At 71.2% G+C, this 18,345-nt stretch carries 12 protein-coding genes; all 12 read left to right on the forward strand.

The annotated features are described in order from the left end of the window. Window positions 1–14: 14 nt before the first annotated feature. The 12 genes from folC to ACTWP9_RS31060 all read left to right on the forward strand — a co-directional run bounded on the left by folC (window position 15) and on the right by ACTWP9_RS31060 (window position 18,311). Entirely contained in the window at window positions 15–1,574 is a 1,560-nt protein-coding gene (folC, locus tag ACTWP9_RS31005; RefSeq protein WP_443249643.1) for a bifunctional tetrahydrofolate synthase/dihydrofolate synthase, read from the forward strand. Beyond that, window positions 1,575–1,937 carry a DUF4233 domain-containing protein gene (locus tag ACTWP9_RS31010; RefSeq protein WP_443249644.1) on the forward strand — a complete coding sequence of 121 codons (363 nt, stop codon included), beginning with the start codon at window positions 1,575–1,577 and terminating at the stop codon, window positions 1,935–1,937. It begins immediately after the preceding gene. A 154-nt stretch (window positions 1,938–2,091) separates the two neighbouring features. After that, on the forward strand, window positions 2,092–2,505 hold the full coding sequence (gene ndk, locus ACTWP9_RS31015) for a nucleoside-diphosphate kinase (protein ID WP_443249645.1): 414 nt from the start codon (window positions 2,092–2,094) through the stop codon (window positions 2,503–2,505). Between the two features lie 266 nt (window positions 2,506–2,771). Further along, the gene (locus ACTWP9_RS31020) at window positions 2,772–3,791 is read left to right on the forward strand and encodes a rod shape-determining protein (RefSeq protein ID WP_026004902.1); all 1,020 of its coding nucleotides are present in this window, start codon (window positions 2,772–2,774) and stop codon (window positions 3,789–3,791) included. A 133-nt stretch (window positions 3,792–3,924) separates the two neighbouring features. After that, complete coding sequence (gene mreC / locus ACTWP9_RS31025; protein ID WP_443249646.1) at window positions 3,925–4,860, forward strand: rod shape-determining protein MreC; 936 nt, start codon at window positions 3,925–3,927, stop codon at window positions 4,858–4,860. A gap of 5 nt (window positions 4,861–4,865) precedes the next feature. After that, window positions 4,866–5,585 (forward strand): rod shape-determining protein MreD, encoded by a 720-nt coding sequence (mreD, locus tag ACTWP9_RS31030; RefSeq protein WP_443249647.1) that lies wholly within the window; start codon window positions 4,866–4,868, stop codon window positions 5,583–5,585. Beyond that, the gene (mrdA, locus tag ACTWP9_RS31035; RefSeq protein WP_443249648.1) at window positions 5,582–7,900 is read left to right on the forward strand and encodes a penicillin-binding protein 2; all 2,319 of its coding nucleotides are present in this window, start codon (window positions 5,582–5,584) and stop codon (window positions 7,898–7,900) included. The genes mreD and mrdA overlap by 4 nt, the downstream gene beginning before the upstream one ends. Further along, complete coding sequence (rodA, locus tag ACTWP9_RS31040; RefSeq protein ID WP_443249649.1) at window positions 7,897–9,096, forward strand: rod shape-determining protein RodA; 1,200 nt, start codon at window positions 7,897–7,899, stop codon at window positions 9,094–9,096. Before mrdA ends, rodA begins: the two co-directional genes overlap by 4 nt. 143 nt (window positions 9,097–9,239) lie before the next feature. Further along, window positions 9,240–11,165, forward strand: coding sequence for a TIGR03960 family B12-binding radical SAM protein (locus ACTWP9_RS31045; protein ID WP_443249650.1), 1,926 nt, complete (start codon window positions 9,240–9,242; stop codon window positions 11,163–11,165). A 118-nt stretch (window positions 11,166–11,283) separates the two neighbouring features. Next, window positions 11,284–12,423 carry a hypothetical protein gene (locus ACTWP9_RS31050; protein ID WP_443249651.1) on the forward strand — a complete coding sequence of 380 codons (1,140 nt, stop codon included), beginning with the start codon at window positions 11,284–11,286 and terminating at the stop codon, window positions 12,421–12,423. 311 nt (window positions 12,424–12,734) lie between these two features. Next, the gene (locus ACTWP9_RS31055; RefSeq protein ID WP_443249652.1) at window positions 12,735–13,532 is read left to right on the forward strand and encodes a TIGR03936 family radical SAM-associated protein; all 798 of its coding nucleotides are present in this window, start codon (window positions 12,735–12,737) and stop codon (window positions 13,530–13,532) included. Window positions 13,533–13,781: 249 nt separating this feature from the next. Then, the gene (locus tag ACTWP9_RS31060) at window positions 13,782–18,311 is read left to right on the forward strand and encodes an Rne/Rng family ribonuclease (RefSeq protein WP_443249653.1); all 4,530 of its coding nucleotides are present in this window, start codon (window positions 13,782–13,784) and stop codon (window positions 18,309–18,311) included. The last annotated feature ends 34 nt before the right edge of the window (window positions 18,312–18,345 follow it).

The following is an 18,345-nucleotide window of genomic DNA, read 5'->3' on the forward strand; positions in this document are numbered from 1 at the left end:
GTAGACTGGTCCGCGTGAGCGACGAGCCCCGGCCCGACGAGCCCCAGCCGCACGAACCCGAGCCCCACGAAGGCGAGCCGCACGAGCCGCGGCCCCCCTCCTTCGAGGAGATCGTGGAGGAGGAGACCGACCGCGACCCGGACCTCGCGGTGATCGAGGCGGGCAGCCGCACCCTGCGGGCCCAGGCCGGACCCCCGCAGCCGGACGTGGTGCCGGGCAGGCCCGAGGACCCCGAGGTGGACCGGGCGCTGCGCGGAGTGGAGGAGGAACTGGCCACCCGCTGGGGCGAGACCAAGCTGGACCCCTCGGTGCAGCGCATCGCCGCGCTGGTGGATGTGCTGGGCGAGCCACAGCGCTCCTACCCGTCCATCCACATCACCGGCACCAACGGCAAGACCACCACGGCCCGCATGATCGAGGCGCTGCTCGGCGCCTTCGAGCTGCGCACCGGGCGCTACAGCTCCCCGCACGTCCAGTCGGTCACCGAGCGGATCAGCATCGACGGAGCGCCGGTCTCCGCCGAGCGCTTCATCGAGACGTACGAGGACATCAAGCCGTACGTCGAGATGGTCGACTCCCAGCAGGACTACCGGCTCTCCTTCTTCGAGGTGCTCACCGGCATGGCATACGCCGCCTTCGCGGACGCGCCGGTGGATGTGGCCGTCGTCGAGGTGGGGATGGGCGGCACCTGGGACGCGACCAACGTCATCGACGCGGGCGTCGCCGTCATCACCCCCATCTCCCTCGACCACACCGACCGGCTCGGCGACACGCCCGAGCGGATCGCCCAGGAGAAGGCCGGCATCGTCAAGCCCGACGCCACCGTGGTGCTCGCCCAGCAGCCGGTGGAGGCCGCCTCGGTGGTGCTGAAGAAGGCTGTCGAGGTGGACGCCACGGTCGCCCGCGAGGGCATGGAGTTCGGCGTCGTCTCCCGGCAGTTGGCGGTCGGCGGCCAGCAGCTCACCCTGCGCGGCCTCGGTGGTGAGTACCCGGACATCTTCCTGCCGCTGCACGGCGCCCATATGGCACACAACGCGTGTGTGGCGCTCGCCGCCGTGGAGGCGTTCTTCGGTATCGGTCAGCGGCAGGCCCGCACCCTCGACATCGAGGTGGTGCGGCAGGCGTTCGCCTCGGTCGCCTCGCCCGGCCGCCTGGAGCTGGTGCGGAGCAGCCCGTCGGTGCTGCTGGACGCGGCGCACAACCCCGGTGGGGCGCAGGCCACCGCGGAGGCCATCAGCGAGGCGTTCGACTTCAGCCGGCTCATCGGCGTCATCGCGGCCAGCGCGGGCAAGGACGTGCGCGGTCTGCTGGAGGCGTTCGAGCCGATCTTCGCGGAGGTCGTCGTCACGCGGAACTCCAGCCACCGCGCGATGGATGTGGACGAGTTGGCCGCCGTCGCCGTCGAGGTCTTCGGCGACGAGCGGGTCCAGGTGGAGCCCCGGCTGGACGCGGCGCTGGAGGAGGCGGTCACCCTCGCCGAGGAGGAGGGCGAGTACGCGGGGGCCGGGGTGCTGGTCACCGGCTCGGTCATCACGGTCGGCGAGGCCCGGCTGCTGCTGGGAGGGAGGCGCTAGATGCGAACGCTGTGTGCCTCCACGCTGATCGGCGAGTTCTTCGTCATCGGTTTCGCCGGATTGGTCGCAATGCGTACGAGTGACCTTTCGGCGGCCACTGTCTGGACCGTCAGTGGAATCGCGATGGCGCTGTGCGTACTGCTGTGTGGCTTCATCACCCGTCCGGGTGGCGTGCAACTCGGCTGGGCCCTGCAGATCGCCCTGCTCGCCGGCGGGTTCGTGGTCCCGGCGATGTTCTTCCTGGGCGCCTGCTTCGGAGGACTGTGGTGGGCTTCGGTGCACTTCGGCAAGAAGATCGACGAGGCGAAAGCCCACTTCGCGGCCGGAGCCGAACCCGCGGCGGGAGCGGAATCCGCGGGCTGACACCGGAAGTGGCGCATAAGTGCCGCGTAGACGCCGCATAAGTGCTGCCGGACGGTGCGCGGAAGCGGCGGAAAAGTGATCCCCGGCGTCACCACAGCCGTGGGCCGCAGGTAACCTCGGGTCACCGTACGAGCCCAGCCAAGGAGCCGCACACATGAGCCAGCGCACCCTCGTCCTCCTCAAGCCCGACGCGGTCCGTCGTGGCCTGGTAGGCGAGATCATCGGCCGTATCGAGCGCAAGGCGGGCTGGTCCATCGCGGCCATGGAGCTGCGCACGCTGGATCGGGCCACGCTGGAGCAGCACTACGCGGAGCACGAGGGCCGTCCGTTCTACGAGCCGCTGATGGAGTTCATGACCGCGGGTCCGTCCGTCGTCATGGTCGTCGAGGGCGAACGGGTGATCGAAGGTATCCGGGCACTGGCCGGCCCCACCGACCCCATCGCCGCCGCCCCCGGCTCCGTACGCGGCGATTTCGGCACCATTGTGCGGGAGAACCTCATTCACGCCTCGGACTCCGAGGAGTCCGCCGAGCGCGAGATGAAGATTTTCTTCCCCAGCTTTTCCTGAGCTCGACAGCTCGACCACGGCTGACGCCGAATCGGCCGCCGGAGGCGGAATGGGCCCGGGCTCGGCTCCGACACGACGTCACCATTACGGTGGCCGTTCGGACTTCCGCCGACAATGGCGGAGGAACCGTCTCTACGTGTTCGAGCAAGCGCGTCTACGATGGAAGCCTCGCGCTTTGAGCATGCTTGCGCGGTAGACCACTTCCTTCCGTAGCCGCACACCACATCGCCCCACTTGGAAGGCCAGACGCATCCATGGGAACCAACATGTCGTTCATCGGCCGTGATATGGCTGTCGACCTCGGGACCGCCAACACGCTGGTGTACGTCAGGGGTCGCGGGATCGTCCTCAACGAGCCGTCCGTCGTTGCGATCAACACCAACACAGGCGGAATCCTGGCGGTCGGCGCCGAGGCGAAGAAGATGATCGGCCGCACCCCTGGCAACATCGTTGCCGTAAGGCCGTTGAAGGACGGCGTCATCGCCGACTTCGAGATCACCGAGCGGATGCTCCGCTACTTCATCCTGAAGATCCACAAGCGGCGCTATCTCGCCCGGCCGCGCGTGGTGGTGTGTGTGCCTTCCGGGATCACCGGTGTCGAGCGGCGCGCCGTCATCGAGGCGTCCACCCAGGCGGGTGCCCGCCAGGTGCACATCATCGAGGAACCGATGGCCGCGGCGATCGGCTCCGGGCTGCCCGTCCACGAGGCCACCGGCAACATGGTCGTGGACATCGGCGGCGGCACCACCGAGGTCGCCGTGATCTCGCTGGGTGGAATCGTCACCGCTCAGTCGATCCGGGTGGCGGGCGACGAGCTCGACAACGCGATCATCCAGCACATCAAGAAGGAGTACAGCCTGCTGCTCGGCGAGCGCACCGCCGAGAGCATCAAGATCACCATCGGTTCGGCGCACGACCTGGACAAGGACGAGCACACCGAGATCCGCGGCCGTGACCTGGTCAGCGGGCTCCCCAAGACCGTGGTGATCTCTGCGGCGGAGGTCCGCAGGGCCATCGAGGAGCCGGTCAACGCGATCGTCGACGCGGTCAAGACCACCCTCGACAAGTGCCCGCCCGAGCTGTCCGGCGATGTGATGGACCGCGGCATCGTGCTCACCGGTGGCGGCGCCCTGCTGCGCGGCCTGGACGAGCGGCTCCGCCGCGAGACGGGGATGCCCATCCACATCGCCGAGGACCCGCTGGACTCGGTGGCGCTGGGCTCCGGCAAGTGCGTGGAGGAGTTCGAGGCGCTCCAGCAGGTGCTCGACGCCCAGCCGCGGCGCTGAGCGCCGGACCGGCGAGTACGCCTGTTCGCAATAACTGACCGTTCACGCGGCGGGTCGTTCGAACGCTGTGGCGGCCGCCGCCCTGCACCCCGCGGATGCGGGGCTGCCCCAGAGAAAGGCACGGCCGCCGCACGTGAGGGACACACGAGAAAGCCGGCTGCTGCTCGTCCTGCTGATCGCCATCGCGTTCGCACTGATCACGGTGGATCTCAGAGGGGGCGAGCAGTCTCCGCTCGACGGGGCGCGGCGAGGAGCCGCCTCCGTCCTTGGCCCGGTAGAGAACGGCATGGCCTCGGCGGTCGACCCCGTCGGCAACGCCATCGCCGCCGTCCGTGACTCGGGTGCCCGCCACGAGCGACTCAGCAGACTGGAGCAGGAGAACGCCGCGCTGCGGCAGAAGCTGGGCTCCACCGACCGCAACCGTTCCCGGGCCCAGGAGCTGGACAAGCTCCTCAAGACCGCCGGCGCGGGCGGCTACGGCGTCAAGGGCGCCCAGGTCATCGCGATCGGCGCGGCCCAGGGCTTCTCCTGGACCGTCACCATCGACGCGGGCCGCGAGGACGGGCTGCGCCGCGACATGACCGTCCTCAACGGCGACGGGCTGGTCGGCCGCCTCACCACCGTCGGCCCCTCCACCTCCACCGTGCTGCTGGCCAACGACCCCGACTTCACCGTCGGCACCCGCATGGAGAAGAGCAACGAGCTGGGCTTCGCCGCCGGGCGCGGCGGCAGCGCGCTCACCGTTCAGCTGCTCAACGGCAACGCCCGGGTGAAGAAGGGCGACCGGCTGCTCACCTTCGGCTCCAGCAACGACAAGCCGTTCGTACCGGGCGTCCCCGTCGGTGAGGTCATCAAGGTCAACCGGCACCAGGGCGACCTCACCCGGACGGTGCGGGTACGGCCCTACGTCGGCTTCACCCGGCTCGACGTCGTCGGCGTCGTCGTCCAGCCGCCGCGCAAGGACCCGCGCGACGAGGTCCTCAAGTCCAAGAAACCGGCCAAGCCCAAGCCCGCCCCCACGGTGACCGTGACCAAGACGCCCAGCGGTACGCCCTCGCCCAGGAGCTGATCCACGTGTACCTCAACCGGATGCTGCTCTCGGCCGCTCTTGTGGTCGTCGCCCTGATGCTCCAGGTCACCGTGCTGGCCAGACTTCAACTGCCCGGCGCCGTACCGGACCTGCTGCTGCTCGTCGTCCTCGGCCTCGCACTGGTCTACGGCCACACCGCGGGCGCTCTTGTCGGCTTCTGCGCCGGGCTGCTGGCCGACATCGCCCCGCCGGCCGACCACGCTGTGGGCCGCTACGCGCTGGTGCTCTGCCTCATCGGCTACGCCGCCGGGCTGACCAAGCCGGAGGCCGGGCAGCACCGCTCGGCCACCGTGCCCATGCTCGTCGTGGCCTCCGCCGCCATCGGTTCCACGCTGCTGTACGCGGGCGTTGGCGCGCTGGTCGGGGACACCGTGGCCCGCCAGGTCGGGCTCAGCGGGCTGCTGATCACGGCCACCATCTACGACCTGCTGCTGGCGCCTTTCGTCGTTCCGCTGATCATGTCGTTGGCCCGGCGCGGCGAGAAGGACCCGATCGGCGCCGAGCCCGGCGGCGGCAGCGCGGACGGCGGGATGCGCGCCTACGGCTGGCTCACCTCCGGCACCGGCCTCAGCGCCTCGGCCGGCAGCAGCCTGCTCGGCAAGGGCGGCAAGGGGATGAAAGCCGGCAAGCGCACCCCGCGTAACAAGGCGGTGAGCCTGGGCGGCGGCAAGTCGGGCAAGCTCAAGGGGGTCAAGCGGCTGTGACCAACATTCCTGAGACCGGCCGCTCCTCCCGGGTCACCATCCGGCTGGTCGTCATTCAGATTCTGGTGCTGTCGCTGCTGCTGACGCTGGGTGGGCGGCTGTGGTATCTCCAGGTCCGCAACGGCGACGAATACCAGAAGGAAGCCAAGGGCAACCACGTCCAGCAGGTCGTCGAGCCCGCGACGCGCGGCGCCATCCTGGACGCACGGGGCGTGCCCATCGCCGACAACGAGACCCGACTGGTGGTCTCCGCCTCCCGCACCGAGCTGATGAAGCAGGACGACGACGGCAAAGCCGTCCTCGAACGGCTCGCAAGGGTCCTGGGCATGTCGCCCAAGACCGTCAAGGAGAAGGTCCGGCTCTGCGACGCCAAGACCCCGCAGCCCTGCTGGAACGGCTCGCCCTACCAGCCGATTCCGGTCACCGACGACGCCAAGCCCAAGCAGGCCCTGCAAATCCGGGAGCGGTCCGAGGACTTCCCCGGGATCACCGCCGAGCCGGAGGCCGTACGCCGCTATCCGGCGCCGTACGGGGCCAACACCTCGCAGGCCCTCGGCTACCTCTCGCCCGTCACCGACGAAGAGATCGAGAAGGCCAAGGACACCGACTCGCCGTTCCTCGCCTCCGACGAGATCGGCCGCAACGGGCTGGAGCGCTCCTACGACAGCCGGCTGCGCGGCTCCTCGGGCGTCACCCGCTACGAGGTGGACAACCTCGGCCGGGTGATGGGCGAGGCCGAGAGCGACAAGGCGCGCCCCGGCTCCAACCTGGTCACCTCGATCGACGCGCGGGTCCAGGCCGTGGCCGAGAAGCAGCTCGACCAGGCGATGAAGGACGCCCGTAAGGAGCACGACAAGAACACCGGCCGCAACTACAAGGCCGATGCGGGCGCCGTGGTGGTGATGGAGAACAAGACCGGCCGAGTCGTCTCCATGGCCTCCAACCCCGAGTACGACCCCAACGCCTGGGTCGGCGGCATCTCCGGCAAGGAGTACTCCAGGCTCACCGGGAAGAAGTCCAACTACCCGCTGCTGAACCGCGCCATCCAGGGCCTGGCGGCACCGGGCTCGATCTTCAAGGTCATCTCCACCACCGCCGCCGTCAAGGCGGGCTATCCGTTCAACGGCAACTACGACTGCCCGGCGAGCTACAAGGTGGGCGGCCAGGTCTTCAAGAACTTCGAGTCCGAGAGCCACGGCAACATCAACCTCGGCCGCGCGCTGGAGGTCTCCTGCGACACCGTCTTCTACGACCTGGCCTACAAGCAGTGGAAGAAGGACGGCGGAAACCTGCCCAGGAAGGGCGCCAAGGACTGGTTCTACAAGGCCGCGCACCAGTTCGGCCTCGGTAGGAAGACGGGCGTCGACATCCCCAACGAGGTCGAGGGGCGTGTCCCGGACCGCAAGTGGAAGAAGGACTACTGGGAGGCCAACAAGGACGCCTGGTGCAAGCAGGCCGAAGGCGCAAAGGGCCGGCCCAGCTACGCCGAGCGGATCGCCAAGGAGAACTGCGTCTCCGGTATGAAGATGCGCGCCGGTGACAGCGTGAACTACTCCATCGGACAGGGCGACACCCTTGTCACCCCGATCCAGATGGCCACCATCTACGGGGCGCTCGGCAACGGCGGCACCCTCTACGACCCCACCCTCGGCAAGGCGGTCGTCAGCCCCAACGGCAAGTCCGTCAAGGAGATCGAGCCGCACTCGCACGGCAAGCTGCCGCTGGCCAAGAAGACGATCGGCCAGATGGACAAGGCCCTCCAGGGCGTGGCCACCCATGGCACGGCGGCCTGGCGGTTCGGCGAGGCGGGCTGGCCGCAGGACAAGATCAAAATGCGTGCCAAGACCGGTACCGCCGAGGTCGCGGGCAAGCAGACCACCTCCTGGCTGGCCACCTACACCGACGACTTCACCGTCGTGATGACCATCTCCCAGGGCGGCACCGGCTCCGGCGCCTCCGGGCCCGCCGTACGCAAGATCTACGACGCGATGTACGGCGTCAGCAAGGACGGCGACATCGACAAGAAGAAGGCTCTGCTGTCCAAGCCGGAGACCAAGCTGCCGAAGATCGACAAGGACGGCACCATCGTTCCCCAGCGCGACAAGCGGCCCGCCGACGACCCGTCCAAGCGCGCGTCCGCCTCGCCCTCCGGGCCGGCCGGCCAGAGCCCCGGCGCCTCGCCGCCGGGGGAGACACCCCGTACCCGCCGCGAGGCCGAGGCCGTACGGAACGAGGGCGAGCAGCAGCAGCGCCGCCGGGACGGGGCCCAGCAGGCACGCGACACCCGCGAGCTCGCCGGAGGTGAACGCCCATGAGCACCCGGACGTTCGCCCTCGGCGGCTACGGCCCGCGGCGCCGCTCGGCCTGGGACCGGCTGACCGCACGTGACTCGATCGTGTGGCGGATGGACTGGATCATCCTGCTGTCCGGCATCGCGCTCGCGGTCATCGGCTCGCTGCTGGTCTACTCCGCCACCCGCAACCGCACCGAGCTCAACCAGGGCGACCCGCAGTACTTCCTGGTGCGGCACGTCATCAGCCTCGGCATCGGGATCGCGCTGATGATAGGGACCGTCTGGCTCGGCCACCGCAGACTGCGCAGCGCCGTACCGGTGCTCTACGCCATCGCCGTGCTGCTCGGCGTCTGCGTCCTCACCCCGCTCGGCGCCACCATCAACGGCTCGCGGGCCTGGCTGAACCTCGGTGGCGGCTTCACCATCCAGCCCGCCGAGTTCATCAAGATCACGGTGATTCTGGGCATGGCGATGCTGCTCGCCGCCAAGGTCGACGCCGGCGACCAGGAGCACCCCGACCACCGCACCGTCCTGCACGCGCTCGGCATGGCGGCGCTGCCGACCGTGGTCATCCTGGCCATGCCGGACCTCGGCTCCGTGATGGTGCTGGTCATCATCGTGCTCGCCGTACTGCTCGCCTCCGGCGCCTCCAACCGCTGGATCATCGGACTGTGCCTGGCGGGCGCCGGGGGAGCGGTGCTGGTGTGGTCGCTCGGGCTGCTGGACGAGTACCAGATCAACCGGTTCGCGGCCTTCGCCAACCCGGCGCTCGACCCCGCCGGCGTCGGCTACAACACCAACCAGGCCCGGATCGCCATCGGTTCCGGCGGTCTCACCGGCAAGGGCCTGTTCGACGGCACCCAGACGACCGGCCAGTTCGTCCCCGAGCAGCAGACCGACTTCGTCTTCACGGTCGCCGGCGAGGAACTGGGCTTCGTGGGCGGCGGGCTGATCCTCGTGCTGCTCGCCGTGCTGATCTGGCGCGCCTGCCGTATCGCCCGCGAGTCGACGGAGCTGTACAGCACCATCGTTGCGGCCGGCGTGATCGCGTGGTTCGCCTTCCAGGCGTTCGAGAACATCGGAATGACGCTCGGCATCATGCCGGTGGCCGGACTTCCGCTGCCGTTCGTCTCCTACGGCGGTACGTCGATGTTCGCGGTGTGGATCGCGGTGGGGTTGCTGCAGTCGATCCGGACCCAGCGGCCGATAGCGGCGTAGGACCCCGCGCGACAGCGGCGTGCCCTGCCCCTCCTCCCCCTCTTGTTGCGGGGAAGGGGCAGGGCACGCAGCCCTCCGGGGCACGTACGGCCAACCGTTACTCTGGACGACTGGCCCTGTCCCCTGTACGAAAGCGCGCCGAGATGCCCGTCGAGTCGGTCTTCCCCCAGCTAGAGGCCCTCCTCCCGCACGTCCAGAAGCCGATCCAGTACGTGGGCGGCGAGCTGAATTCCACCGTCAAGGACTGGGACTCTGCGGACGTCCGCTGGGCTCTGATGTACCCGGACGCCTACGAGGTCGGCCTGCCCAACCAGGGCGTCATGATCCTCTACGAGGTGCTCAACGAGCGCGAAGGGGTCCTGGCCGAGCGCACCTACAGCGTCTGGCCGGACCTGGAGAAGCTGATGCGGGAGCACGGCGTCCCGCAGTTCACCGTCGACGCGCACCGCCCGGTCGGCGCCTTCGACGTACTCGGCGTCTCGTTCTCCACCGAGCTGGGCTACACCAATCTGCTCACCGCCCTCGATCTGGCCGGCATCCCGATGGAGGCCAAGGACCGCACCGAGGACCACCCGATCGTGATGGCCGGCGGGCACGCGGCGTTCAACCCGGAGCCGGTCGCGGACTTCCTCGACGTGGCGGTGATCGGCGACGGCGAGCAGGCCGTGCTGGAGGTCACCGAGATCATCCGGGCCTGGAAGGCCGAGGGCCGACCCGGTGGCCGGGACGAACTGCTGCTGCGGCTGGCGAAGACCGGCGGGGTGTACGTGCCGCGCTTCTACGACGTCGAGTATCTGGCCGACGGCCGGATCTCCCGCGTCGTGCCCAACCGCTCCGGCGTCCCGTGGCGGGTGAGCAAGCACACCGTGATGGACCTGGACGAGTGGCCCTACCCCAAGCAGCCGCTGGTCCCCCTTGCGGAGACGGTGCACGAGCGGATGTCCGTGGAGATCTTCCGCGGCTGCACCCGCGGCTGCCGCTTCTGCCAGGCGGGCATGATCACCCGCCCGGTGCGGGAACGGTCCATCACCGGTATCGGCGAAATGGTGGACAAGGGGCTGAAGAACACCGGCTTCGAAGAGGTGGGCCTGCTCTCCCTCTCCTCCGCCGACCACAGCGAGATCGGCGACATCGCCAAGGGGCTGGCCGACCGCTACGAGGAGGACAAGGTCGGGCTGTCCCTGCCCTCCACCCGCGTCGACGCCTTCAACATCGACCTGGCCAACGAGCTGACCCGCAACGGCCGCCGCTCCGGCCTGACCTTCGCCCCCGAGGGCGGCTCGGAGCGCATCCGCAAGGTCATCAACAAGATGGTCTCCGAGGAGGACCTGATCCGTACGGTCGCGACGGCGTACGGCAACGGCTGGCGGCAGGTGAAGCTCTACTTCATGTGCGGACTGCCGACCGAGACCGACGAGGACGTCCTCCAGATCGGCGACATGGCGGTCAACGTCATCGCCAAGGGCCGCGAGGTCGCCAAGTCCAACGACATCCGCTGCACGGTTTCCATCGGCGGCTTCGTACCCAAGCCGCACACCCCCTTCCAGTGGGCGCCGCAGCTCTCCGCCGAGGAGACCGACGCCCGGCTGGCCAAGCTGCGGGACAAGATCCGCGGTGACAAGAAGTACGGCCGCTCGATCGGCTTCCGCTACCACGACGGCAAGCCCGGCATCGTCGAGGGCCTGCTCTCCCGTGGCGACCGCCGCATCGGTGCGGTGATCCGCGAGGTCTACGAGCGCGGCGGCCGGTTCGACGGCTGGCGCGAGTACTTCTCCTACCGCCTGTGGATGGAGTCCGCCGCCAAGGCGCTGGAGGGCACCGGCGTCGACGTCGACTGGTACACCACCCGCGAGCGCTCCTACGAGGAAGTGCTCCCCTGGGACCACCTCGACTCGGGCCTCGACAAGGACTGGCTCTGGGAGGACTGGCAGGACGCCCTCGACGAGACCGAGGTCCCCGACTGCCGCTGGGACCCCTGCTTCGACTGTGGCGTGTGCCCGCAGATGGACACCGAGATCCAGATCGGGCCCACGGGCAAGAAGCTGCTGCCGCTGACGGTGGTGAAATAACTCCGCGCGCTCCGCGCCCGGACCCGGGCAGCTCCGGTCCGGGGCCGGGATTCGCCCGTTACCGGATCCGCACACCGCCCGCCGAACCGGCAACCGTGCTCCTCCCGTCCTCACCAGCGTGAACGGATATCAGCCACGCCACGGTGCCACCGCACCCGCGAAGGAACCCGAAGGGTGTCTGACGGCGGCGGTGCGGCTGCCGGTACGGATCGTGATGTTCGTGCTGGTGCTGCCCGTCCGCATGGTGTGGGACGGGCTGGTGCTGGCAGGGCGTGCGCTGCGGCGCGGGGTCCTGGTGCCGGTGGGGCGCGGGCTGGCATGGCTGGGGCGCACGCTCGTCGTGGCCCCGGCGAGCTGGTTGTGGCGCACCGTTCTCGCACCGGTGTTCCGGGGGATCGGACTGGCGCTGGTCTGGACGTCCAAGGCCCTCTTCGTCTGGCCGTGGGTCGGGCTGTGGCGCTATGTGGTGGTGCCGACGGCGCGGGGCATCGCGGTCGCCGTCGCGTTCCTCGTACGCGTGCTGATCGTCGTGCCGCTGGTGTGGACGTACGCCACCCTCCTCACCCCTTTCGGTCACGCGGTGCTGACCATGCTGCGCGGTCTTGGCGGGGGCCTGTCCTGGCTGGGGCGGCACCTTCTGCTGCTGCCCGTGGTGCTGCTGTGGCGTTATGTGCTGGCACCTGTGGGGCGTGGCATCGCCGTGACCCTCGGCTGGCTGTGGCGGTGGCTGGTGGTGGCCCCGGTGGTGGGCCTCTACCGGTATGTGCTGACCCCCCTCGGGCACGCGGTGGTGGCCGTGGTGCGCGGGGTAGGCGTGGGGCTGGGGTGGCTGTGGCGGTATCTGATCGTGGTGCCCGCCGTCGCCCTCCACCGCTTGGTGCTCGCGCCCGTGGGGCGCGGCCTGATGTTGGTCCTGCGGGAGATCGCGAGTGCGGTCGCCGTCGCCTGGCGGGTGGCCGGACGGGTGACAGTGGCGGTCTTCCGGTTCGTCGGACGGGTGCTGTACGTGCTGCTGGTGGTCCCGTTCGTGGGGCTTTGGCGGTATGTGCTGGCCCCCGTAGGGCGGGTGCTGCGCGACTGGCTGTGGCGCCCGCTCGCCGTCGCCGCGCGGGCGGTGGGCCGCTCGCTGCGGGCCGCTGCGAGGTCGGTACGGGCGGCGCTCGGGGCAGCGCGTGAATCGGCGCGCGCGACGCGGGCAGAGATACGGCGTGCCCTCTTCGGAGCACCCCGCTCCAAGGAGCGGGAGCCGCTGCCGTAGGGCAGCCGCGTACCCTAGGCAGCAGGATCATCCGCACAAACCTGGGGGTCCCCGGCCGGACGCCGGGGGTGTCCCGGGTCCGGCCCGGCGGACGCTGCACCAGCGTCCGGCCGCGTTCGGCCGCAGGTCAGGCGACTCGTCATCAAGGGCCGTCGGCCTGACCGGTGTGGACTTCCGCCTCCGTACACGACGCATATGACGCATAAGACAGACCCATAAGACATGGGCGGCCGTGCCCCGCGCGCCGTCCGGTACCGAGGAGAGAACCACTGGGCAAGCGACAGCCCGAAGGCCCGCCGCCCGCACCCACCGTGCAGCGCCTCCGCCTGCGCTACGCGAAGCGAGGCCGCCTTCGGTTCACCAGCCACCGCGACTTCCAGCGCGCCTTCGAACGGGCACTGCGCCGGGCCGAGGTACCCATGGCGTACTCCGCCGGTTTCACCCCGCACCCCAAGGTCAGCTACGCCAATGCCGCCCCCACCGGCACCGGCAGCGAGGCCGAGTACCTGGAGATCGCCCTCGCCCGGCAGCGCGCCCCCGAACAGCTGCGCGCGCTGCTGGACAGCTGCATGCCGGACGGCCTCGACATCGTCGACGCCGTCGAGGCACACGGCTCCGACTTCAGCGACCGGCTCCAGGCGTCCGTGTGGGAGCTGCGGCTCGACGGAGTCACCCCGCAAGAAGCACAGCAGGCGGCGGACGCCTTTCTGGCGGCCGAGTCCGTCGAGGTGCAGCGGCAGACCAAGAAGGGCCTCCGGTCCTTCGACGCCCGGGCAGCCGTCCGCTCGCTCATGGTCGCCGCACAGAGCGCCGAGGCGGACGCCTCCACCGGCGCCGATAGGCCCGGCAAGGGGGCCTGTGCGATACTGCGCCTGGTAGTACGACACGTGACACCTGCCGTACGACCCGACGACGTCCTGTCCGGTCTCCGCGCTACGGCCGACCTGGCGCCGCCCGTTGCCGCAGCGGTGACCAGGCTGGCGCAGGGGCCGCTCGATGAGGAGAGCGGCACGGTGACCGACCCGTTCGCATCTGACCGCGACGCGCTTCCGGAGCCCATCGGCTCAGGGATTTCCAGCGCCGCGACGGTGCCGGGCGGCGCCGCGTAGGACAGCCGCCGAAGCCGCGCCGCCGCCGACGACGCACGCCAGGGAGCCACCCGGGCAGCCGTACGGCAGGCGAGCGCACAGACCAGCAGACTTTCGCCGTAGCCGGGCCGGAACAAGGGCCGGAACCGGCGAGTGAGACAACGAGCTCCCGTGCGGCGCCCGCGCCCCGGAGAGCGATCCGCCCGCAAGGGTGGGTCGCCCCGGACCCCAGAGCGCGGCGCCCGGGAGCGTGACGGGAGAACCGCCCGCATGCTCGAACCAACTGAATCCAACGAAGCCGAGGCAGCCGCAGTCGGCACCGCCGCTTCCGCGGAAGCCGCCACTTCCACCGTTCCCGGTGGATCCACCGTGTCCGGCGGATCGGTCGTCGACAGTGAGACCACTGTCGGCGGCGGAGCCGCCGGTGCGCCCGAGACCGCCGGTGGTGCGCTGAGCACACCGAGCGACACCCTGCCTCCGCGCCGCCGTCGCCGCGCCGCCAGCCGCCCCGCGGGGCCGCCGTCCGCGGCGGACACCGGGGAGGCCGCGGACGTGACGGCCGCCGAGCCCGCGCTGCCGACCGTGCAGAACAGCGCCGCCGACGCCCCGCAGGACGCCGGAGCCCAGGACGGCTCCGAGAGCGACGCTTCCGCCGCGGCCCCCGCCGAGGCCGCTCCGGCCCCCGCTGCCCGCACCCGCCGCCGCGCCACCCGTAAGGCCACGGCGCCGGCCGGTTCGCCGCCTCCGGCGGAGCCCGCGGAGCAGAGCGAGGGTGCCGAGCAGACCGTTGCCGCCGCGCAGCCGGAGGCCGGGGGCACCGTCGAGGTGGGGACGGAGCCGCCGAAGTCCGGCAGCCGCCGCCGCGCCACCCGTAAGGCCACCGCTCCGGCCGGTTCGCCGCCTCCGGCGGAGCCCGCCGCCGAGTCGGTGAGCGCCGACCAGACCGAGAGCACGGAGGGCGCGGAGACCGAGGCCGAGGCGCCGAAGGCCCGTACCCGGCGCCGGGCCACCAGCCGTAGGACGGCCCCCGCCGAGGGCGCCGCCGAGACGGCCGAGGAGAAGCCCGCGACGGCCGGGCGCCGCCGCGCCACCCGTGAGGCGTCCGCACCCGCGGCCGAGGCGGAGGCCGCCGAGCCCGGCGAGGGCGCCGAGGCGGCTGTTGCCCAGGCGGCCGAGGCGGAGGCCGAAGCACCGAAGGCGCGCAGCCGTCGCCGTACGAGCACCCGCAAGGCCGCCGCTGCCGAGGCGGAGGCCGAGCCGGAGACCGGGGCTCCCGCCGAGCCCGCATCCGGTGGCCGTACCCGGCGCCGGGCGACCCGCGCCGGTTCCGCACCCGTCTCCGCCGAGGCGGCAGAGATCACAGAGCCCACCGGGACCACCGAAGAGGCCGCCGCCGAGACCACCGAGGCGGCAGCGAGCGCCGAGCAGGCAGCGGCCGGCGAGGCCGCAGCGCCTGCCCGCACCCGTCGCCGCGCGACCCGCAAGGGCGCCCAGGTGGCCGGGGCACCGCAGGAGGCGGAGCCGGCCGAGCCGAAGATCGCCAAGGGCTTCGCGGCCCCCACGAGCGAAGCGACCCGTAAGGCCGAGGCCGGCGCGGCCGCCGAGAGTGCCGAGCAGACCGGGCAGACCGCGAAGGCGGAGAAGGCCGAGCAGCCCGGCAAGGCCGAGAAGACCGAGGGGCGCGCCGGGCGCCGCAAGCGGCCCGCGCCCGTGGCGATGTTCCAGCCGCCCGTCTTCACCGAGCCGGCTTTCCAGACCCCGCAGTCCGCCGCCGCTGCGGCCGAGGCGGAGCGGCGGGCCGAGGCCGAGGCCGAGCAGGGGGCCGAGCCCGAGGCCGTCGAGGACGAGACCGCGGGCACCCCGCGCCGTCGCCGTCGCCGCCGCGCGGAGCCGGCCGAACAGCAGCCCGCCGAGCAGCAGCCGGCGGCCCGGGACGAGCGGGAGGACCGCGAAGCCCCGGACCAGGACACCGAGGGCGAGGAGCAGGAGGGCGCCCAGGCGGACGAGCGTCCCGCACGCCGTCGTCGCCGGGGTGGCCGCCGTCGGCGCCGTGGCGAGAGCGCCGAGCAGGCCGAGGGCGCGGAGACCGACGAGCAGGAGGAGCGCGAGGACCGCTCCGAGGCCGCCGGGGAAGGCGAGGCCGGCGAGCCGGCCGCAGCCGGAACCGAGGCGGAGGCCGCCGACGAGGAGGAGACGGTGCCCGCCGGCGCCGCCTCCAGCAGCAGCTCGCGCCGTCGCCGTCGGCGCCGTCGCCGGTCGGGCGACACGGAGGCACCCGCGAGCGAGACCGTCACCGCGGACGACCCCGAGCGCACCGTCGTCAAGGTCCGCGAGCCCCGTAAGAAGAAGGACGAGCCCTCCGACGAGGTGCAGGCCATCAAGGGCTCCACCCGGCTGGAAGCCAAGAAGCAGCGCCGCCGCGAGGGCCGTGAGCAGGGCCGACGCCGGGTGCCGATCATCACCGAGGCGGAGTTCCTCGCCCGCCGCGAGGCCGTCAAGCGCGAGATGATCGTCCGGCAGAGCGGTGAGCGCACCCAGATCGCCGTCCTCGAGGACGACGTGCTGGTCGAGCACTTCGTCAACAAGGAGCAGTCGACCTCGTACGTCGGCAATGTCTACCTCGGCAAGGTGCAGAACGTGCTGCCGTCGATGGAGGCCGCGTTCGTCGACATCGGCAAGGGCCGCAACGCCGTGCTGTACGCGGGCGAGGTCAACTTCGAGTCGCTGGGCATGGGGAACGGCCCGCGGCGTATCGAGACCGCGCTCAAGTCGGGCCAGTCGGTGCTGGTGCAGGTCACCAAGGACCCGATCGGCCACAAGGGCGCCCGGCTGACCAGCCAGGTCTCGCTGCCCGGCCGCTACCTCGTCTATGTGCCCGAGGGTTCCATGACGGGCATCAGCCGCAAGCTCCCGGACACCGAGCGCTCGCGGCTCAAGCAGATCCTCAAGCGGGTCGTCCCCGAGGGCGCCGGCGTGATCGTCCGTACGGCGGCCGAGGGCGCCAGCGAGGACGAGCTGCGCCGCGACGTCGAGCGGCTCCAGGCGCAGTGGGAGGACATCCAGAAGAAGGCCCAGAAGGGCAACGCGCCCACGCTGCTCTACGGCGAGCCGGACATGACCGTCCGCGTGGTGCGGGACATCTTCAACGAGGACTTCTCCAAGGTCATCGTCAGCGGCGACGAAGCCTGGGAGACCATCCACGGCTATGTCTCCCACGTGGCGCCCGACCTGGGCCAGCGGCTCCAGAAGTGGACCTCGGACGTGGACGTCTTCGCGACGTACCGCATCGACGAGCAGCTCGCCAAGGCGCTGGACCGCAAGGTGTGGCTGCCCAGTGGTGGCTCGCTGGTGATCGACAGGACCGAGGCGATGATCGTCGTCGACGTCAACACCGGCAAGTTCACCGGCCAGGGCGGCAACCTGGAGGAGACGGTCACCAGGAACAACCTGGAGGCGGCCGAGGAGATCGTGCGCCAGCTGCGGCTGCGCGACCTCGGCGGCATCATCGTGATCGACTTCATCGACATGGTCCTGGAGTCCAACCGCGATCTGGTGCTGCGCCGGCTGCTGGAGTGCCTGGGCCGGGACCGTACGAAGCACCAGGTGGCGGAGGTCACCTCGCTGGGCCTCGTGCAGATGACCCGTAAGCGGGTCGGGCAGGGGCTGCTGGAGTCGTTCTCCGAGCAGTGCGTGCACTGCAACGGGCGTGGTGTCCTCGTGCACATGGACCAGGCCACAGCCGCCGGTGCCGGTGGCGGCGGCAAGAAGGGCAAGAAGGGCAAGGGCAAGGCGGACAAGGGCGGCCCGCAGATCGTCCAGCCGCAGCCCGCTCCCGTCGAGCCCGTTCCTGCGCTGCCGGAGCCCTCGCCCGCCACCGCGCCCGCTGCCGCCGCCGTGGAGCCCGCGGAGCTGGTGGCCGAGGCCGCCGACGTCTCGGCACCGGCCGCCGTGCCGGTGGAGTTCGTACCGGACGAGGAGCTGTTCAGCAGCGCCGCCGAGGCGGAGGCCGCGGCTGCCTCCGCGCGCGGTGGCCGACGGCGCCGGGGCAGCCGCAAGGCCAGCGCCCCCGCCGGGTCCCCGAGGAAGGCGGCGAGCGAGACCGCCGAGGTGGTCGAGCCGGTGACACCGGATCCGGCTGTCTCGGAGCAGGACGTTACGGAGGCGGCCGTAATGGAGGCTGCTGTTTCGGAGCGTGCGCTCGAGCCCGTCCCGACCGAGCCCGACGCTGCCGAGGCTGCGGCCCCGGCTGCTCCCGCTGAGCCCGAGCAGGTCGCCGGTGGGCGGCGCCGGCGGCGGGTGACGCGCAAGGCCAGCGCTCCGGCCGGTGCTCCCCGGACAGGTGACGGCACCGCTGCCGTGCTGGTCGTCCCCTCGGACGAGGTGGCCGCTCCGGCTGCAGCCCCCGCCGAGCCCGAGCCGGTGGTCGGCGAGGTCGTCACCGATGTGGCTCCGGTCCGGCCCCGGCGCCGGGTGACCCGTACGGTCACCACGACCGCTCCCTCGGACGAGGGCGCGGGCGAGGCCGAGGCCGCCGCTCCGGCGAAGAAGACCGCCGCGAAGAAGGCGGCCAAGAAGGCCCCGGCGAAGAAGGCGACGGCCAAGAAGGCCGCGGCCAAGAAGACGACGGCCAAGTCGGCAGCGAAGGCGACCGAAAAGGCGACGACGGCGAAGACGGCCGCGAAGTCGACGGCGAAGTCCACGGCGAAGAAGAGCGCCAAGAAGTCCGCCGCCAAGAAGACGGCCGCTGCCGAGCAGGAGGGCGGAGCCGGAGCGGTGACCGCCCCGGCCTCCGAGGAGTGACCGGGGGGCGGGGAGGGCCGGTCCCTCCCCGCCC

The sequence above is a fragment of the Streptomyces sp. 3N207 genome (assembly GCF_052246355.1).
GTDB lineage: Bacteria > Actinomycetota > Actinomycetes > Streptomycetales > Streptomycetaceae > Streptomyces.